This window comes from Mycetocola zhujimingii, assembly GCF_003065425.1.
In the GTDB taxonomy this organism is placed as follows: Bacteria; Actinomycetota; Actinomycetes; order Actinomycetales; family Microbacteriaceae; genus Mycetocola_A; species Mycetocola_A zhujimingii.
In genome coordinates this window covers 1531535-1547152 of record NZ_CP026949.1, presented here as the reverse complement: position 1 = coordinate 1547152, position 15618 = coordinate 1531535, and the positions used below count along the sequence as shown (strand labels likewise).

At 66.4% G+C, this 15618-nt stretch carries 17 protein-coding genes; all 17 read left to right on the top strand.

What is annotated here, in order from left to right:
* Positions 1-49: 49 nt before the first annotated feature.
* The 17 genes from rpoZ to trpA all read left to right on the top strand — a co-directional run bounded on the left by rpoZ (position 50) and on the right by trpA (position 15583).
* The gene (gene rpoZ, locus C3E77_RS07325) at positions 50-307 is read left to right on the top strand and encodes a DNA-directed RNA polymerase subunit omega (protein ID WP_108391030.1); all 258 of its coding nucleotides are present in this window, start codon (positions 50-52) and stop codon (positions 305-307) included.
* A gap of 27 nt (positions 308-334) precedes the next feature.
* On the top strand, positions 335-1516 hold the full coding sequence (coaBC, locus tag C3E77_RS07320) for a bifunctional phosphopantothenoylcysteine decarboxylase/phosphopantothenate--cysteine ligase CoaBC (protein ID WP_108393170.1): 1182 nt from the start codon (positions 335-337) through the stop codon (positions 1514-1516).
* Positions 1517-1549: 33 nt separating this feature from the next.
* Positions 1550-2743 (top strand): methionine adenosyltransferase, encoded by a 1194-nt coding sequence (gene metK / locus C3E77_RS07315; RefSeq protein ID WP_108391029.1) that lies wholly within the window; start codon positions 1550-1552, stop codon positions 2741-2743.
* Positions 2744-2745: 2 nt separating this feature from the next.
* Positions 2746-4914 carry a primosomal protein N' family DNA-binding protein gene (locus C3E77_RS07310; protein WP_108391028.1) on the top strand — a complete coding sequence of 723 codons (2169 nt, stop codon included), beginning with the start codon at positions 2746-2748 and terminating at the stop codon, positions 4912-4914.
* Between the two features lie 37 nt (positions 4915-4951).
* The gene (gene fmt / locus C3E77_RS07305; protein ID WP_108391027.1) at positions 4952-5869 is read left to right on the top strand and encodes a methionyl-tRNA formyltransferase; all 918 of its coding nucleotides are present in this window, start codon (positions 4952-4954) and stop codon (positions 5867-5869) included.
* Between the two features lie 9 nt (positions 5870-5878).
* Positions 5879-7276 carry an RsmB/NOP family class I SAM-dependent RNA methyltransferase gene (locus C3E77_RS07300; RefSeq protein WP_108391026.1) on the top strand — a complete coding sequence of 466 codons (1398 nt, stop codon included), beginning with the start codon at positions 5879-5881 and terminating at the stop codon, positions 7274-7276.
* Between the two features lie 22 nt (positions 7277-7298).
* Positions 7299-7979 (top strand): ribulose-phosphate 3-epimerase, encoded by a 681-nt coding sequence (rpe, locus tag C3E77_RS07295; protein WP_108391025.1) that lies wholly within the window; start codon positions 7299-7301, stop codon positions 7977-7979.
* 13 nt (positions 7980-7992) lie between these two features.
* Positions 7993-8256 carry a phosphoribosyl-ATP diphosphatase gene (locus C3E77_RS07290; protein WP_108391024.1) on the top strand — a complete coding sequence of 88 codons (264 nt, stop codon included), beginning with the start codon at positions 7993-7995 and terminating at the stop codon, positions 8254-8256.
* 60 nt (positions 8257-8316) lie between these two features.
* Complete coding sequence (hisG, locus tag C3E77_RS07285; RefSeq protein WP_108391023.1) at positions 8317-9156, top strand: ATP phosphoribosyltransferase; 840 nt, start codon at positions 8317-8319, stop codon at positions 9154-9156.
* Between the two features lie 12 nt (positions 9157-9168).
* Positions 9169-9933, top strand: a complete 765-nt coding sequence (gene hisF / locus C3E77_RS07280) for an imidazole glycerol phosphate synthase subunit HisF (protein WP_108391022.1) — start codon at positions 9169-9171, stop codon at positions 9931-9933.
* Entirely contained in the window at positions 9930-10319 is a 390-nt protein-coding gene (hisI, locus tag C3E77_RS07275) for a phosphoribosyl-AMP cyclohydrolase (RefSeq protein ID WP_108391021.1), read from the top strand. The genes hisF and hisI overlap by 4 nt, the downstream gene beginning before the upstream one ends.
* A complete protein-coding gene (locus C3E77_RS07270; RefSeq protein ID WP_234031334.1) occupies positions 10312-11850 on the top strand; it encodes an anthranilate synthase component I in 1539 nt (512 codons plus the stop codon). The genes hisI and C3E77_RS07270 overlap by 8 nt, the downstream gene beginning before the upstream one ends.
* Entirely contained in the window at positions 11847-12461 is a 615-nt protein-coding gene (locus C3E77_RS07265) for a Trp biosynthesis-associated membrane protein (RefSeq protein WP_234031333.1), read from the top strand. The genes C3E77_RS07270 and C3E77_RS07265 overlap by 4 nt, the downstream gene beginning before the upstream one ends.
* Before the next feature lie 117 nt (positions 12462-12578).
* On the top strand, positions 12579-12809 hold the full coding sequence (locus C3E77_RS07260; RefSeq protein ID WP_108391019.1) for a DUF6704 family protein: 231 nt from the start codon (positions 12579-12581) through the stop codon (positions 12807-12809).
* Between the two features lie 4 nt (positions 12810-12813).
* Positions 12814-13584: an indole-3-glycerol phosphate synthase TrpC gene (gene trpC, locus C3E77_RS07255; RefSeq protein WP_108391018.1), complete on the top strand. Its 771-nt coding sequence runs from the start codon at positions 12814-12816 to the stop codon at positions 13582-13584.
* Between the two features lie 2 nt (positions 13585-13586).
* Positions 13587-14798, top strand: a complete 1212-nt coding sequence (trpB, locus tag C3E77_RS07250; RefSeq protein ID WP_108391017.1) for a tryptophan synthase subunit beta — start codon at positions 13587-13589, stop codon at positions 14796-14798.
* 5 nt (positions 14799-14803) lie between these two features.
* Positions 14804-15583 carry a tryptophan synthase subunit alpha gene (gene trpA / locus C3E77_RS07245; RefSeq protein ID WP_418288067.1) on the top strand — a complete coding sequence of 260 codons (780 nt, stop codon included), beginning with the start codon at positions 14804-14806 and terminating at the stop codon, positions 15581-15583.
* Positions 15584-15618: the final 35 nt, after the last annotated feature.

Here is a 15618-nt window from a genome sequence, read left to right as displayed (position 1 = left end):
ACCTTTCTTCCGCAAAATCCGCGACGCACGAGGAGTGTGAACTTCAGTTATGGCTGAAAAACCCAAGGGAATTATTGACCCGCCCATCGACGACCTGCTCAGCAAGGTCGACTCGAAATACGCTCTCGTCATTTTCGCGTCGAAGCGCGCCCGCCAGATCAACGACTACTACGCTGACCTTCATGAAGGCAGCCTGTTCGACAACGTGGGTCCGCTCGTCGACTCGCAGGTCGAGGACAAGCCGCTCTCCGTTGCACTCCACGAGATCAACGAAGACAAGCTCGTTCTGCGTCCCATCGCCGAATAGTCTCTGCAGTACCCGATGACAGGCTCATTGAACGTTGTTGTCGGCATAACGGGTGGCATCGCCGCATACAAAGCGGTCGGTGTCATCCGTTTACTCGTTAAACAGGGCCACAGCGTCCAGGTCGTCGCCACCGCCGGTGCCCTGAAGTTCGTCGGGCGCCCGACGCTCGAGGCCATCTCACGCAACCCGGTGCACACCGAGCTCTACGAGGGCGTCGCCGAGGTGCGGCACGTCGCCATCGGCCAGGCCGCCGATCTGATCGTGATCGCCCCGGCGACCGCGAACACCATCGCCAAGCTCGCGGCCGGCCTTGCGGACGATCTGCTCGGCAATACGGTGCTTGCGAGCACGGCACCCCTCGTCATCGCTCCGGCCATGCACACCGAGATGTGGCAGAACCCGGCGACGGTCGCCAACATCCACACGCTGCGCTCCCGTGGCGTGACGGTCGTCGGTCCGGCATCCGGCCAGCTCACGGGCACCGACTCCGGCCCAGGCCGGATGGAGGAGCCGGAGACGATCGTCGCTGCGGCACTCGAGGTGGTCTCTCCTCGCGTGCGCGACCTCGCGGGAAAACGCGTCGTCATCACCGCCGGCGGTACCCGCGAGCCCCTCGATCCCGTTCGTTACATCGGCAACCGATCGAGCGGAAAGCAGGGCATTGCCCTCGCCGAGGCCGCGGTGAGCCGCGGCGCGTCAGTGACTCTCATTGCAGCGCACCTCGACGTGCCGGTGCCGGCCGGTGTCGACGTCATCGAGGCGCCGACTGCGGCCGACGTCGCGCGCGCCGTCACGGATGCCGCAGAGACAGCTGACATCACGATCATGGCTGCCGCTATCGCCGACTACCGTTCAGCCGAGGTCAGGCACGAGAAGATCAAGAAAGAATCGACGGGTGACGAACTCACGCTCACCCTCGTCAAGAACCCCGACATCCTCGCCGGCCTCGCCGCGTCCAGGCCCAGGGGCACCGTCGTCGGCTTTGCGGCTGAAACCGCGAAATCCGAGGACGAACTGATCGACCTCGGACGCGCCAAGCTCGCCCGAAAGGGCTGCGATTTCCTCGTCCTCAACCGGGTCAGCTGGTCCGAAGGATTCTCCACCGACCGTAACAGTGTCGTGATGCTGTCACAGGGCGGAGATATAGTGATGAAGGCCTCAGGCGAGAAACTCGACGTTGCTCACAGCATCCTGAACTCGCTCGTTTAGCCCCTCAATCACCCTGTCCCACTTGGAGTTGGTATGACGCAACTGCGCCTGTTTACCTCGGAATCTGTCACCGAAGGGCATCCAGACAAAGTATGCGACCAAATCTCAGACAGCATCCTCGATGCGATGCTCGAACAAGACCCGCAGAGCCGGGTCGCCGTTGAGACCCTCGTCACCACCGGACTCGTCCACGTCGCCGGTGAGGTCACGACCGAGGCCTACGTCGAGATTCCCGCCCTGATCCGCGAGCTCGTCACCAACATCGGCTACGACCACTCCGACGTCGGCTTCGACGGCAAGTCCTGCGGCGTGTCCGTGTCGATCGGCCAGCAGTCGCCCGACATCGCCCAGGGCGTCGACGCGGCGTTCGAGGCACGCGAGGAGTCCAGCTCCGACGCTCTCGACGCTCAGGGCGCTGGCGACCAGGGCATCATGTTCGGCTACGCGACGACAGAGACGCCGCAGCTCATGCCCGTCCCCGGCTGGATCGCGCACCGCCTCGCTGAGCGCCTCGCCGAGGTCCGCAAGTCCGGCGAACTCGATTACCTGCGCCCAGACGGCAAGACCCAGGCGACCATCGGGTACGACGGGATCACGCCGCGGACGGTCGAGACCATCGTCCTCTCGACCCAGCACCGCGACGGCATCGAGGTCGGGCAGCTTCGAGCAGACGTTGAAGAACTCGTCATCAAGCCCGTCCTCGACTCCGTAGACCTCGACACGTCGGACGTGAAGTTCCTCATCAACCCGACCGGCCGCTTCGTCATCGGTGGCCCGCAGGGCGACGCAGGCCTCACCGGCCGCAAGATCATCATCGACACCTACGGCGGAGCCGCACGGCACGGCGGGGGAGCGTTCAGCGGAAAAGACCCGTCGAAGGTCGACCGCTCCGCTGCGTACGCGATGCGCTGGGTGGCGAAGAACGCCGTCGCTGCCGGGTTCGCCGACAAGCTCGAGGTGCAGGTGGCGTATGCGATCGGCAAGGCTGCTCCCGTCGGTCTCTACGTCGAGACTTTTGGCACGGCGAAGGTCTCCGAAGAGACCATTGTCGACGCCATCCGCGAGGTATTCGACCTCCGGCCGGCCGCCATCGTGTCATCGCTCGACCTCCTTCGTCCGATCTACGCTGCGACTGCGGCATACGGGCACTTCGGCCGCGAACTCCCGGACTTCACCTGGGAGCGTCTCGACCGGGTCACCGAGCTGCAGAGCGCGGCCGGGCTGTAACCATGACCGCACCGGCCGACAGCGCGCCGGTGAACCCCGCACCAGGTCACGTCGCGAGGGTCGCCATCGACTCACCGCTCCCGCAACTGGATCACCTTTTCGACTACAGCATCCCGCCTGAGCTCGCCGAAACGGCCGTACCCGGTGTCAGGGTCATGGTCCCGTTCCGCTCGGCTGGGCGACTGTCGCGGGGGTACATCGTCGACGTCGTGGCGAAGGCAGAGGGCTTCGACGGAACGCTCAGCCCGCTCGATTCCGTCGTCTCGGCCGTCCCGGTGCTCACGCCGGAACTGTGGAGCCTGGCGCGCCGGCTCGCCGACAGGGCGGCGGGTTCAGCGACAGACATCCTGCGACTCGCTATCCCGCCGCGCCAGGTTCGCGTGGAGAAGACCTGGGTCGCGGAACAGGCGGAACAGGCGGCGACGGACGCCACTGCTGATCACGACGCTGATGTGACAACGGATGCTCCGGCGCACGACGCCCCGGTGCCCGAAGCTCCGGCCAACCATGCTCCGGCCACGGATGCTCCGGCCAGCGATGTTTCGGCCACTGATGCACCGGCGGCTGATGCTCCGGCGAACGGGCCAGACTCCGAGCCCGGACAACACCCGCTGCCGATTCACGGTTACCCGGAGTCCCTCGGCGACGCCATCGACGCGGGGAGCCGGATCGCGCTTGCTGCGATCCCGACGGTGACCGACCTCGGGACCGCCTGGGTGGGCCGATGGGCCCTGACCATCGCCGAACTCAGCGCACGGGTCGTCGCCAGCGGCTCTTCGGTCATTGTCGCGCTCCCTGACTACCGCGACCAGGACCAGCTCCAGGCCGCGCTCGAACGGATCGTCCCGCCGGAACAGCTGACGAGGGTCGACGCCAGGCAGTCCAACGCCGAGCGATACCGTTCGTTCCTCGATTGCCTTACCACTCAGCCGCGCGTGATCATCGGCAACCGGTCGGCCGTGTACGCACCTGCTGCCCGTCTGGGGCTCATCGTGGTGTGGGACGACGGAGATCCCCTGCACGCGGAGCCACTGGCGCCGTACGTACACGCTCGCGACGCCGCACTCGTGCGCCAGGAGGAATCAGGGGCCGCACTCGTCTTTGCCGGCCACACTCGGAGCACGGACGTGCAGCGGCTGGTGGAGATCGGGTTTGTCACCCCGGTCGGCCCAAGCCGCGTGTACACGCCGAGGGTCATGCTCACAGCGACCTCGAACGAAGCGGAGTCAGGGGCCGTAACCGCGCGCATCCCCTCGATGGCGTGGCGGCAGGCCAAGGAGGCAATCCAGACCGGCCCCGTGCTCGTCCAGGTAGCTCGGCCGGGCTACGCGCCGGTGATCGCGTGCGCCAGGTGTTCACAGGCCGCGCGCTGCACCGCGTGCCACGGGCCGCTCGGGATTCCTCGCGCCGGCGCACAGCCCGCGTGCACACTGTGCGGTGCCATCGCGGGCAACTGGGCGTGCGACAACTGTGAGGGAACGAAGCTCAGGCTCGTCACCCGCGGGACGGGACGGACCGCAGAGGAACTCGGTCGCGCGTTCCCCGGCGTCCGCGTTGTGGTCTCGGACGGCGAACGCCAGGTCACCGGGGTTTCCGGGTCACCAGCCCTCGTCGTCGCAACGAGGGGAGCGGAGCCTGTCGCCGACGGTGGCTATGCCGCAGTACTGCTTCTCGACGGCGATCGGATGCTCGCTGCCGAATCGCTCCGCATCGCGGAGGACTGCCTGCGCTGGTGGTCCAACGCCGCTGCCCTCTCTGCACCGGGTGCGCCTGTCATCCTCACCGGGGTCGCCGGCACTCTCGCCACGGCCGTGGCGACCTGGAACCAGCCGGCGTTCGCGTCCGCTGAACTCGCCGACAGGCGAACCCTCCGATTCCCGCCGGCGGTGCGTGTGGCATCCGTGACCGGAGATGACACGGCGGTTCGGGATGCCGTCGCGGCCGTCACATCGCTTGTCCCGGCTGACGTGCTCGGCCCAGTGCCGACCTCAGACGGCGTGCGCACCATTCTGCGGCTCGACTACGGCAAGGCGCAGGCCGCCGCTCGCGAACTCAGGGCGGCCGTGGTGAAGAACGCGACCACGAGGCGCAAGCCGCCGGCGGGCAAGGCCGCGTACCGGCAGGTGCCTACACTGAGAGTACGATTCGACGACCCGGAGATCCTGTCATGAGCCTGTCCCACCCCTCCGCCCCCACGCAGTTCTCCGTATGAGGCTGATCTTCGCCGGAACACCGGCTGTCGCTGTTTCCAGCCTCACCGCCCTGATCGACAGCGACCACGACGTCGTCGCCGTGTTGACGCGGGAGGATGCTCCGCTCGGCCGCAAGCGCGTTCTCACCCCGTCGCCCGTTGCCCTGGTGGCCGAGGAGCACTCGATTCCCGTTCTCAAGGCCAACCGCCTCACCGATGCCGTGACCGACCGCGTCCGGGCTCTTGACGTCGACCTCGGTGTGATCGTCGCGTACGGGGGACTGCTGCGGGAGCCGCTGCTCTCGACGCCCCGGCTCGGCTGGATCAACCTGCACTTCTCTCTGCTGCCTGCGTGGCGTGGAGCAGCACCGGTGCAGCGCTCGCTCATCGCCGGTGACACCGTGACTGGAGCAAGTGTTTTCCAGCTCGTGCCTGAGCTCGACGCCGGCGACATCTTCGGCACCGTCGAGCACCCGATAGCTCCTGACGCCACGGCGGCAGACCTCCTCGGCGAGCTGGCCGTCACCGGAAGCGAACTGCTCGTCCGGGTCGTCGACGACATCGCCGGTGGACGCGCCAGCGCGGTTCCGCAGTCCGGTTCGGTGACCATCGCGCCCAAACTGAGGATCGAGGATGGCCGACTCGACTGGACCAACGACGCCGAAACTCTCTACAACCGATTCAGGGGCGTCACGCCCGAACCCGGCGCGCACACGACGATCGGCGGTGCCCGGTTCAAGATCCTCGGCATGAGGCCGCGCCCTGACGTCACCCTTCCACCCGGCGTGCTCGCCCTCTCCGAGCGGGAGGTGCTCATCGGCACCGCCTCGACGGCTCTCCAGCTCGACACGGTCCAGCCGGCCGGTAAACCGGCGATGCGCGCGGCTGACTGGTGGCGGGGGCTCGGGCCGGATCCTCAGATCGTGGCAGAGTAGAACCACACAATGAATGCCGCACCCGAATCCCCAGCCTCCATCCAGCCAGCACGCCGCGTCGCGTTCGACGTCATCAACGCGGTCAGCCGCGACGACGCGTACGCCAACCTCCTGCTGCCGACCCTCATCAAACGACAGGCTCTCGGCACAGCGGATGCCGGACTGGCCACCGAGCTGACGTACGGCACGCTCCGGATGCGCGGATACTACGATCGCGTGATCGAGCTTGCCGCCAACCGTCCGGTCGCGCAGATCGACGAGGACATCCTCGATGTGCTCAGGCTCGGCGCCCACCAGCTGCTCGCCACCCGTGTGGCGCCGCACGCCGCGGTGAACGAGTCGGTCGCACTCGCGAGGAGCGTCGGGTCGCGCTCTGCGGTCGGGTTCACGAACGGAGTGCTCCGCACCATCTCCCGGTCATCCGCCGACGAGTGGCGCGAGAGGGTGCTCGCGACCACGAAGACCAACGATGAGAGGCTCGCCGCCGAGTTCGCCCACCCGGCCTGGATCGTGCGCGCGTTCCGCCAGGCACTCGCCGCCGAGGGCAGGAGCGACGAGCTCGAACAGTTGCTCGCAGCAGACAACGTGGCGCCCAGGGTGAACCTCATTGCGCTTCCCGGACTCGCCCAGATTCCCGACGGCGCAGAGCCAGACACGTTCTCGCCGTTCGGGTTTGTCCTCGACGGCGGCGACCCGGATACCGCCATCCGCTCCGAAGCCGGTCGGCTTCGGGTGCAGGACGAAGGTTCGCAAATTGCCGCGCTCGCGCTCAGCAGGGCGATGCCGGTCAGCGAGGGGGAGCTGTGGCTCGACCTCTGTGCGGGGCCGGGCGGCAAGACCGCCCTGCTCGGTGCCGAAGCCGCCATCGGCGGAGCACGCCTGACGGCGAACGAGGTCGTTCCGGCGCGTGCGGAACTGGTTCGCCGCGCCGTAGCGCCGGTGCCTGGCGACATCGAGGTGACGGAAATTGACGGGACCACGATCGGCGACCTGCACCCCGCCACCTACGACAGGATCCTCGTCGACGCACCGTGCACCGGTCTCGGCGCCCTGCGGCGACGGCCGGAGGCCCGCTGGCGCAAGACGGCCAGGGACGTCGGCGACCTGACCAAACTGCAACAGTCGCTGTTCCTCTCGGCGTTCGAAGCCCTGAAGCCGGGTGGAGTGCTGGCGTACGTCACCTGCTCGCCCCACCTCGCAGAGTCGCGTGGCGTCGTTCTCGACGCGCTCAGGCGCCTCGGGGACAGGGCGACGCTCCTCGACACAGCGTCCGTCGTGAACTCGTTCGTGCTCGAACCTGTTGAACTCGGCGACCAGCAGCCCGACCGCGACGGTACGACAGTCCAGCTCTGGCCGCACCGTCACGGCACCGACGCCATGTTCATCACCCTCATCAGCAAAGCCTGACGGGCTCGGTTAGGCTCTCCCCATGTCGATCCGGATCAACCCGAGCATCCTCGCCGCTGACTTTGTGAACATCGAGAGTGCGCTCAGCTCGATCAGCTCAGCCGACCTCGTCCACGTCGACGTCATGGACAACCACTTCGTCCCGAACCTCACCTTCGGTCCGCAGATGGTCGAACGAATCCAGCAGGTCTCGCCTGTTCCTCTCGACGTGCACCTCATGATCGACGACCCCGAGCGCTGGGCACCCGGCTACGCCGAGCTCGGCGCGTACTCGGTCACCTTCCACGCGGAGGCGACGGACAGCCCCGTCGCCGTCGCCAGGCGGCTGCGTGACATCGGCGCACGCGCGGGGATCGCCGTGAAACCCGGCACCGCGATCGAGCCATACCTCGACATCCTCGACGAGTTCGACCTCGTTCTCGTCATGACTGTCGAGCCCGGCTTCGGAGGGCAGAAGTTCATGCCGGAGACGATGCCGAAGCTGAGGATGCTCAGCGAGGCAGCGGGCAGGGTCGGCTCGGATATCTGGCTGCAGGTCGACGGCGGAATCAGCGAGGACACCATAGGGATCGCGGCCGAAGCCGGTGCAGACACCTTCGTTGCCGGCTCGAGCGTGTTCGCTGCCGACAATCCCGGCCTGCAGATCGATCTGCTTCGCAGGGCCGCCTCAGCGCACTCGCACGCCCGGGGCCCGAAACGCTAGTACCCTGAGTACTGTGAAAACATTCGACGACCTGTTCGCGGAACTCAGCTCAAAGGCCGAAACCAGGCCAGAGGGCAGCGGCACCGTTCGTGAGCTCGACGCGGGCGTGCACGCCATCGGCAAGAAGATCGTCGAGGAAGCCGCCGAGGTCTGGATGGCCGCTGAATACCAGAGCGACGCCGAGACCGCCGAAGAGATCTCCCAGCTGATCTACCACCTCCAGGTGCTCATGATCGCCAAGGGCCTCTCCCCGGAGGACGTCTATCGACATCTGTGATGCCGGGGTAATCCCCAGTCACACAGTCGATCAGAACCGCTCCGAACGAGAGAAAACCAGATGTTGAGAATTGCAGTGCCCAATAAGGGCTCACTCGCCGACACCGCAGCCCAGATGCTGTCAGAAGCCGGATATGCCGGCCGCAGGGATCCAAAGGAACTCCACCTCATCGACGCACGCAACGGTGTCGAGTTCTTCTTCCTGCGCCCCCGCGACATCGCCACCTATGTCGGCTCGGGCGCGCTCGACGTCGGCATCACCGGCCGCGACCTGCTCCTCGACTCAGGGTCAGAGGCGATCGAGATCGAACGCCTCGGCTTCGCCGACTCCACGTTCCGTTTCGCGGGCCCGATCGGCCGCTTCAGCGAACTGTCAGACCTCTCCGGCCTGCGGGTTGCGACAAGCTACCCCGGCCTCGTCGGCGCATTTCTCGCCGAGCACAACGTCACGGTCAAGCTCGTCCCGCTCGACGGGGCTGTTGAGTCAGCGGTTCGGCTTGGCGTCGCGGATGCCGTCGCCGACGTCGTGTCGACAGGCACCACACTGCGCAAGGCTGAACTCGACATCTTCGGGCCGGTCATCCTCGAATCCACTGCCGTACTCATCGGTGCGCCTGAGGAGAAGCCGGGACTCACGACCCTGCTGCGCCGACTGCAGGGAGTTCTCGTCGCACGCAAGTACGTGATCATGGATTACGACCTGCCTGAACGCCTCCTCGACCAGGCCACGGCTATTGCCGGCGGTATCGAATCGCCGACGGTCTCTCCGCTTCGTGACAAGGACTGGGTGGCCGTCCGGGTCATGGTTCCTCGCGAACGCACCAACCAGATCATGGACGCTCTCTACGAGATCGGCGCGCGCGCCATCCTGGTGAGCGCCATCCACGCGGCGCGGCTCTAGGTCAGGACGACGATGAGCCTGGCGCGACGTGTCATTCCCTGCCTCGACGTCGCTGACGGCCGGGTGGTCAAGGGTGTCAACTTCCAGAACCTGCGCGACGCCGGCGACCCGGTCGCCCTCGCGCGACGGTACTACGAACAGGGCGCGGACGAACTGACGTTCCTCGACGTCACAGCAACCGTCGACAACCGGGCGACAACGTACGACGTGGTGACGAGGACCGCGGAACAGGTGTTCATCCCTCTCACCGTCGGTGGCGGCATCCGGAGTACGGAAGACGTTGCACGCCTTCAGGGCAGCGGTGCTGACAAAGTCGGCGTGAACAGCGCTGCCATCGCGAGGCCGGCATTGCTCGGCGAGATCGCCGACAGGTTCGGTGCACAGGTCCTCGTCCTCTCGCTCGACGTCAAGAGGTCACAAACCACCGAATCGGGGTTCGTCGTCACGACACACGGCGGACGGACCGAGACGACACTCGATGCACTCCAGTGGGCGCGTGAAGCCATCGAACGCGGAGCGGGCGAGCTCCTCGTCAACTCCATCGATGCCGACGGCACAAAAGAAGGCTTCGACCTCGAACTGCTCACGCTCATGCGCGAGATCAGCACGGTTCCCGTCATCGCGTCGGGCGGCGCAGGCCGAGTAGAGGACTTCCCGCCGGCCATTAAGGCCGGTGCCGACGCGGTTCTCGCCGCGAGCGTGTTCCACTCGGGACAGCTCACCATCGACGACGTCAAGCGCGAACTCCGCAGCGAAGGGATACTGGTGCGCTCATGAGCGTCTCATCCACGATCGAATCCATCCAGTTCAACGCGGACGGACTCGTGCCTGCGATCATCCAGCAGTGGGACACCGGCGAGGTGCTCATGCTCGGCTACATGAACGACGAGGCGGTTCGCCGGACCCTCACCGAGGGCCGGGTGACCTTCTGGTCACGGTCGCGCTCCGAATACTGGCGGAAGGGTGACACCTCCGGCAACGCGCAGTACGTCCGCGGAGCGTCGCTCGACTGCGACAACGACACGCTGCTGATCCAGGTCGAGCAGGTGGGGGTCGCCTGCCACACCGGCACGAGAACCTGTTTCGACTCGCGCGACCTCAGCCCCGTGATCGGCGACATCCCCGATGACGGTGACACCGACAGCGGAGGCGACGATGACTAAGCACCACGCACAGCCGGGAACGACGACGCACGCCGGGTTCCGTGAACTCACCGGCGAGCACAGGGTGATTCCCGTCATCCGTGAACTCTTCGCCGACGGTGAGACTCCGGTCGGCATCTACCGCAAGCTCGCCATCGGCCGCCCGGGCAGCTTCCTGCTCGAATCTGCGGAGCAGGGCGGGATCTGGTCGCGGTTTTCCTTTGTCGGGGTGTCGAGCTTCGGCGTTCTGACGCAGAACAACGACGCGACCGCCTGGCTGGATTACGGCATGAGTGCCAAGCGCGCGCTCGGTTCCATCGACGGGCTGACCCCGCTCGAGGCGATCGCCCAACTGCACAGCCGATGGGAAACTCCACCCGTCGACGGGCACCCGCCGCTCACCGGCGGCCTCGTCGGCTTCATCGGCTGGGAGGCGATTCGGCAGATCGAACGCCTGCCCAACCAGCCGGTCCGTGAGGTGGGCGTGCCGGACCAGGCGCTCTCCTTCGTCGCCGACCTCGTCGTCATCGACCACCGCACCGGTACCGTCCAGCTGATCGCCAACGTGCTCAACGACGGGCTCGACGACGCAGAGGCCCTGTGGCGGAACGCCCAGGAGCGGCTCGACTCGATGCAGTCCAGGCTGGCAGAACCCAGCCAGGCGTGGCTCGCCCACGTTGACCTCGGCACAGCGGCTGACCCGAAGCATCGCACACGCAGAGAGGACTTCCTCGACTCGGTCGTCACCGCCAAGGAACACATCCGCAACGGCGACATCTTCCAGGTCGTCGTCTCGCAGCGCTTCGATCAGGAGTGCGTTGCAGACCCGATCGACGTATACCGGATCCTGCGGAGTCTCAACCCGAGCCCGTACATGTACCTGATCAACCTCCACACCGTCGATGGCACGCCGTATTCGATCGTGGGCTCGTCGCCTGAGGCGCTCGTCAAGGTGCAGAAGGGCCGGGTCTTCACCCACCCGATCGCCGGTTCCAAGCCTAGGGGCGAAACCCCTGAGCGTGACGCCGAACTTGCCGCAGAGCTGGCCTCAGACGAGAAGGAACGCGCTGAACACCTCATGCTCGTCGATCTCGCTCGGAATGACCTGCTGAAGGTCTGCACCGCAGGCACGGTTGAGGTCACCGAGTTCATGCGGATCGAGCGGTTCAGCCACATCATGCACCTCGTGTCGAGCGTCGAGGGAAACCTCACGGCGGGCGCGTCGGGTATCGACGTGTTCCGGGCGACCTTCCCGGCCGGCACGCTGTCAGGAGCCCCAAAGCCTCGCGCGCTCGAAATCATCGACGAACTCGAGCCGGCTCAGCGTGGTGTCTACGGGGGAGTGGTGGGCTACTTTGCCTTCACCGGTGACATCGACCTGGCGATCGCCATCCGCACTGCCACGATCATGAACGGTGTCGCCCATGTTCAGGCCGGAGGCGGCCTGGTCGCCGACTCCGACCCGGACAGCGAGTTCCTGGAATCGCAGAACAAGGCAGCGGCGCCACTTCGGGCCGTCGCCGTCGCGAACGCCATGACGAGGGTCATGTGAGTGAGGTGACGCCGGATGACGCCCGGAGCGGCAAGCGGGTCAAGTACACGCTCATGCTGCTCGCGCTCGCTCTCGCCGGTCTCACCCTCATCGCGTGGACGCAGCAGTGGCTCACGGTCGCCCTGGCGGCACCGGCGCGCGACGAACTCGCCGTCGACGGTGCTGTCGCTGCTCCCGCCCTCGCAGCCCTCGCTCTGGCATCCCTCGCCCTCGGCGCCGCTCTCGCCATAGCGGGCATCGGTTTCCGCTACCTCCTCGGCATCCTCGAGGTGGTACTCGGGGCCAGCGTTGCGCTCTCGGCGGTGCTCGTCTTCACCGACCCGGTCGGCGCGGCCGGAGCCGCCGTGACGGATGCCACAGGCATCGCCGGCACCGAATCGATAGCGGCCGTCGTCGACTCTGCTGCCGTGACCCCGTGGCCTGCCATCACCCTTGTTCTCGGCATCGCCACGGCCATCACCGGCATCGGCATCGTGGTCACGGCTCGTTCGTGGCCGCGCTCGTCGAAGAAATACTCAGCGGTACGGCTCGAGCCTGTGGCGACCGCCGAGATGCCGGATGCTGTCGACAGCTGGGACGACCTCACACGGGGCGACGACCCCACGAAGTAAAGCCCACCGGGGGTGTGCTTCCCGCCGTTGGCGGGCAACGAGACGCGGACCGATGTGACGCGACTGGCCTCACCGCCACCCGATAGAATGAAACTGCACCAAGACTGAAGGAGACCCATGAGCGACGAGTCAAACGAACCGGGACACGGCCACTCACCTGCCGCCTGGACGGCCATCACCATCATGCTGATCGGCTTCGCCGTCGGCACCATCGCCTTCTGGTTCGACACGCCGTGGCTCGTGTGGTCATCCGCAGGACTCGTCGTCGTCGGCGCCATTGTCGGCTGGATCATGAAGAAGGCCGGTTACGGCGTCAACGGCCCGAAGTCCGCCCCCAAGGAGCACTAGTACCGTGCTGGCCGATCTGATGGCCGGCGCCCTCTCCGACGCTCGCGAGCGTGAACTTCAGCGCTCGCTGTCGCAGGTGGAAGCCGCTGCGCTTGCCGCACCAGCCCCTCTCGACGCCCTGTCTGCGCTCGCGCCGGCCGATCGTGTCAAGATCATCGCCGAGGTCAAGCGGGCGAGCCCATCCCGCGGGCAGCTCGCCGATATCCCTGACCCGGCCCAGCTCGCGGTCTCATACGAGGCCGGGGGAGCGAGTGCCATCAGCGTGCTCACCGAGGGACGCAAGTTCAAGGGATCGCTCGCCGACCTTGAAGAGGTCCGCGGTGCTGTGTCGATTCCCGTCCTGCGCAAGGACTTCATCTCGACCCCGTACCAGGTGTTCGAAGCGCGCGCCGCTGGAGCAGATCTCGCACTGCTCATCGTTGCCGGCCTCGACACGAAGACCCTCAGCGAGCTGTACACGCTCATCCGCGAACTCGGAATGACCGCACTCGTCGAGACCCACAGCGCGGAAGAACTCGAGCAGGCTCTCGACCTCGGCGCAGAACTCATCGGCGTCAACGCCCGCGACCTCTCCACATTCGAACTCGATCGCGATCTCTTCGGCACTCTCGCTTCCCAGATCCCATCGGGGGTCATCAGGGTCGCTGAGTCCGCGGTACTCGCACCGGCAGACGTGGCTCACTACCGCGCGGCAGGTGCCGACGTCGTGCTCATCGGCGAAGCGCTCGTGACAAACGATCCCATCCTCACACTCGGCGAATTCCTGGCGGTATAAACATGGCTTTACGGGACGAAACTGGTCCATACTTCGGCGAGTTCGGTGGACGTTTCGTTCCCGAGTCACTCATCGCCGCCCTCGACGAACTGTCGGAGGCGTGGGAGCTCGCCAAACTCGACCCGGCGTTCGCCGCTGAGCTGACCGAGCTTCACCGGAGCTACACCGGGCGCCCATCGATCATCACCGAGGTGCCCAGGTTCGCAGCCCACGGCGGCGGGGCTCGGATGATCCTCAAGCGGGAGGACTTGAACCACACGGGTTCGCACAAGATCAACAACGTTCTCGGCCAGGCGCTTCTCACGAGGCGCATCGGCAAGACCCGTGTGATCGCCGAGACCGGAGCCGGTCAGCACGGCGTCGCAACCGCGACCGCCGCTGCGCTGTTCGGACTCGATTGCGTCATCTACATGGGCGAGGTCGATACCGAACGTCAGGCCCTCAACGTCGCTCGAATGCGCCTGCTCGGCGCGGAAGTTGTCGCTGTCAAGACCGGGTCCCGCACCCTCAAGGACGCCATCAACGACGCCATGCGCGACTGGGTGACCAACGTCGAATCAACCAACTACATCTTCGGTACCGTTGCCGGCCCTCACCCGTTCCCCGCGATGGTCCGCGACCTGCAGAAGATCATCGGTGAGGAAGCCAGGGCGCAGGTCCTCGAGCTCACCGGCAAGCTCCCGGATGCCGTCGCCGCGTGCGTCGGCGGCGGATCGAACGCGATAGGCATCTTCCACGCGTTCCTCGACGACACCGACGTCGCCCTCTACGGGTTCGAGGCCGCCGGCGAGGGCGCAGAAACGCTCAGGCACGCCGCCACCATCACCAAGGGGCGTCCGGGTGTTCTCCACGGCGCGCGCAGCTACCTGCTGCAGGACGAAGACGGACAGACCATCGAATCGCACTCGATTTCGGCCGGGCTCGACTACCCGGGCGTCGGACCTGAGCACGCGTGGCTGTCAGACCTCGGCCGGGCAACCTACCGACCGGTCACAGACGCTGCGGCGATGAGCGCCCTCCGGCTGCTCAGCCGCACCGAGGGAATCATCCCGGCGATCGAGAGCGCACACGCCCTCGCCGGCGCGCTCGAACTCGGCAAGGAACTCGGACCTGACGCCACGATCCTGATCAACCTGTCCGGCCGCGGCGACAAAGACATGGAAACAGCCGGCCGCTACTTCGACCTCATCGATTCGGGAGCAGAACAATCGTGACCAGCGTGGCATCCGTTCTTCAGGCTCGCCGCGACGAAGGTACAGGAGCCCTGATCGGGTACCTGCCCGCCGGTTTCCCCACGCTTGACGAGAGTGTCGACGCCGCGGTCGCCATCGCCGAGAGCGGCGTCGACATCATCGAGCTCGGTTTGCCGTACTCCGACCCCGTCATGGATGGCCCGGTCATCCAGCAGGCGACACAGCAGGCACTGGCCAACGGCTTCCGGCTGAGGCACGGGTTCGAGGCGGTCAGCCGGATCACGTCGCAGGTGAACGTGCCAGTGCTGATCATGACCTACTGGAACCCTGTTGTTCAGTACGGCGTCGACAGGTTTGCCGACGACCTCGCGGCCGCCGGGGGAGCAGGGCTCATCACGCCAGACCTCATCCCCGATGAGGCCGAACCGTGGCTGAGCGCATCGGAGCGCGCGGGCCTCGACCGGGTCTTCCTCGCTGCACCGTCATCGACGAACGAACGGCTCAGGCAAGTCGTCGAGGCGAGCCGCGGGTTTGTCTACGCGGTATCCACAATGGGAATCACCGGGGCCCGGAGCGACGTCGACTCCGCGGCCAGGGGCCTGATCGCGCGTCTCCGTGAGGTCGGCGCCGAGAACGCCTGCGTCGGCGTCGGTATCTCCACGGCAAGCCAGGTGCGGGAAGTCCTCGAGTACGCGGACGGAGCCATCGTCGGTTCCGCACTGGTGAACGCCCTCGCCACCGGCGGGATCTCGAGCGTCGCTGCCGTTGCGCGTGAGCTGTCACAGGGCCGCGCCGTCGAGAACTAGAGTTATACGCGCACGTCCGAAGAGTCATACCGAGA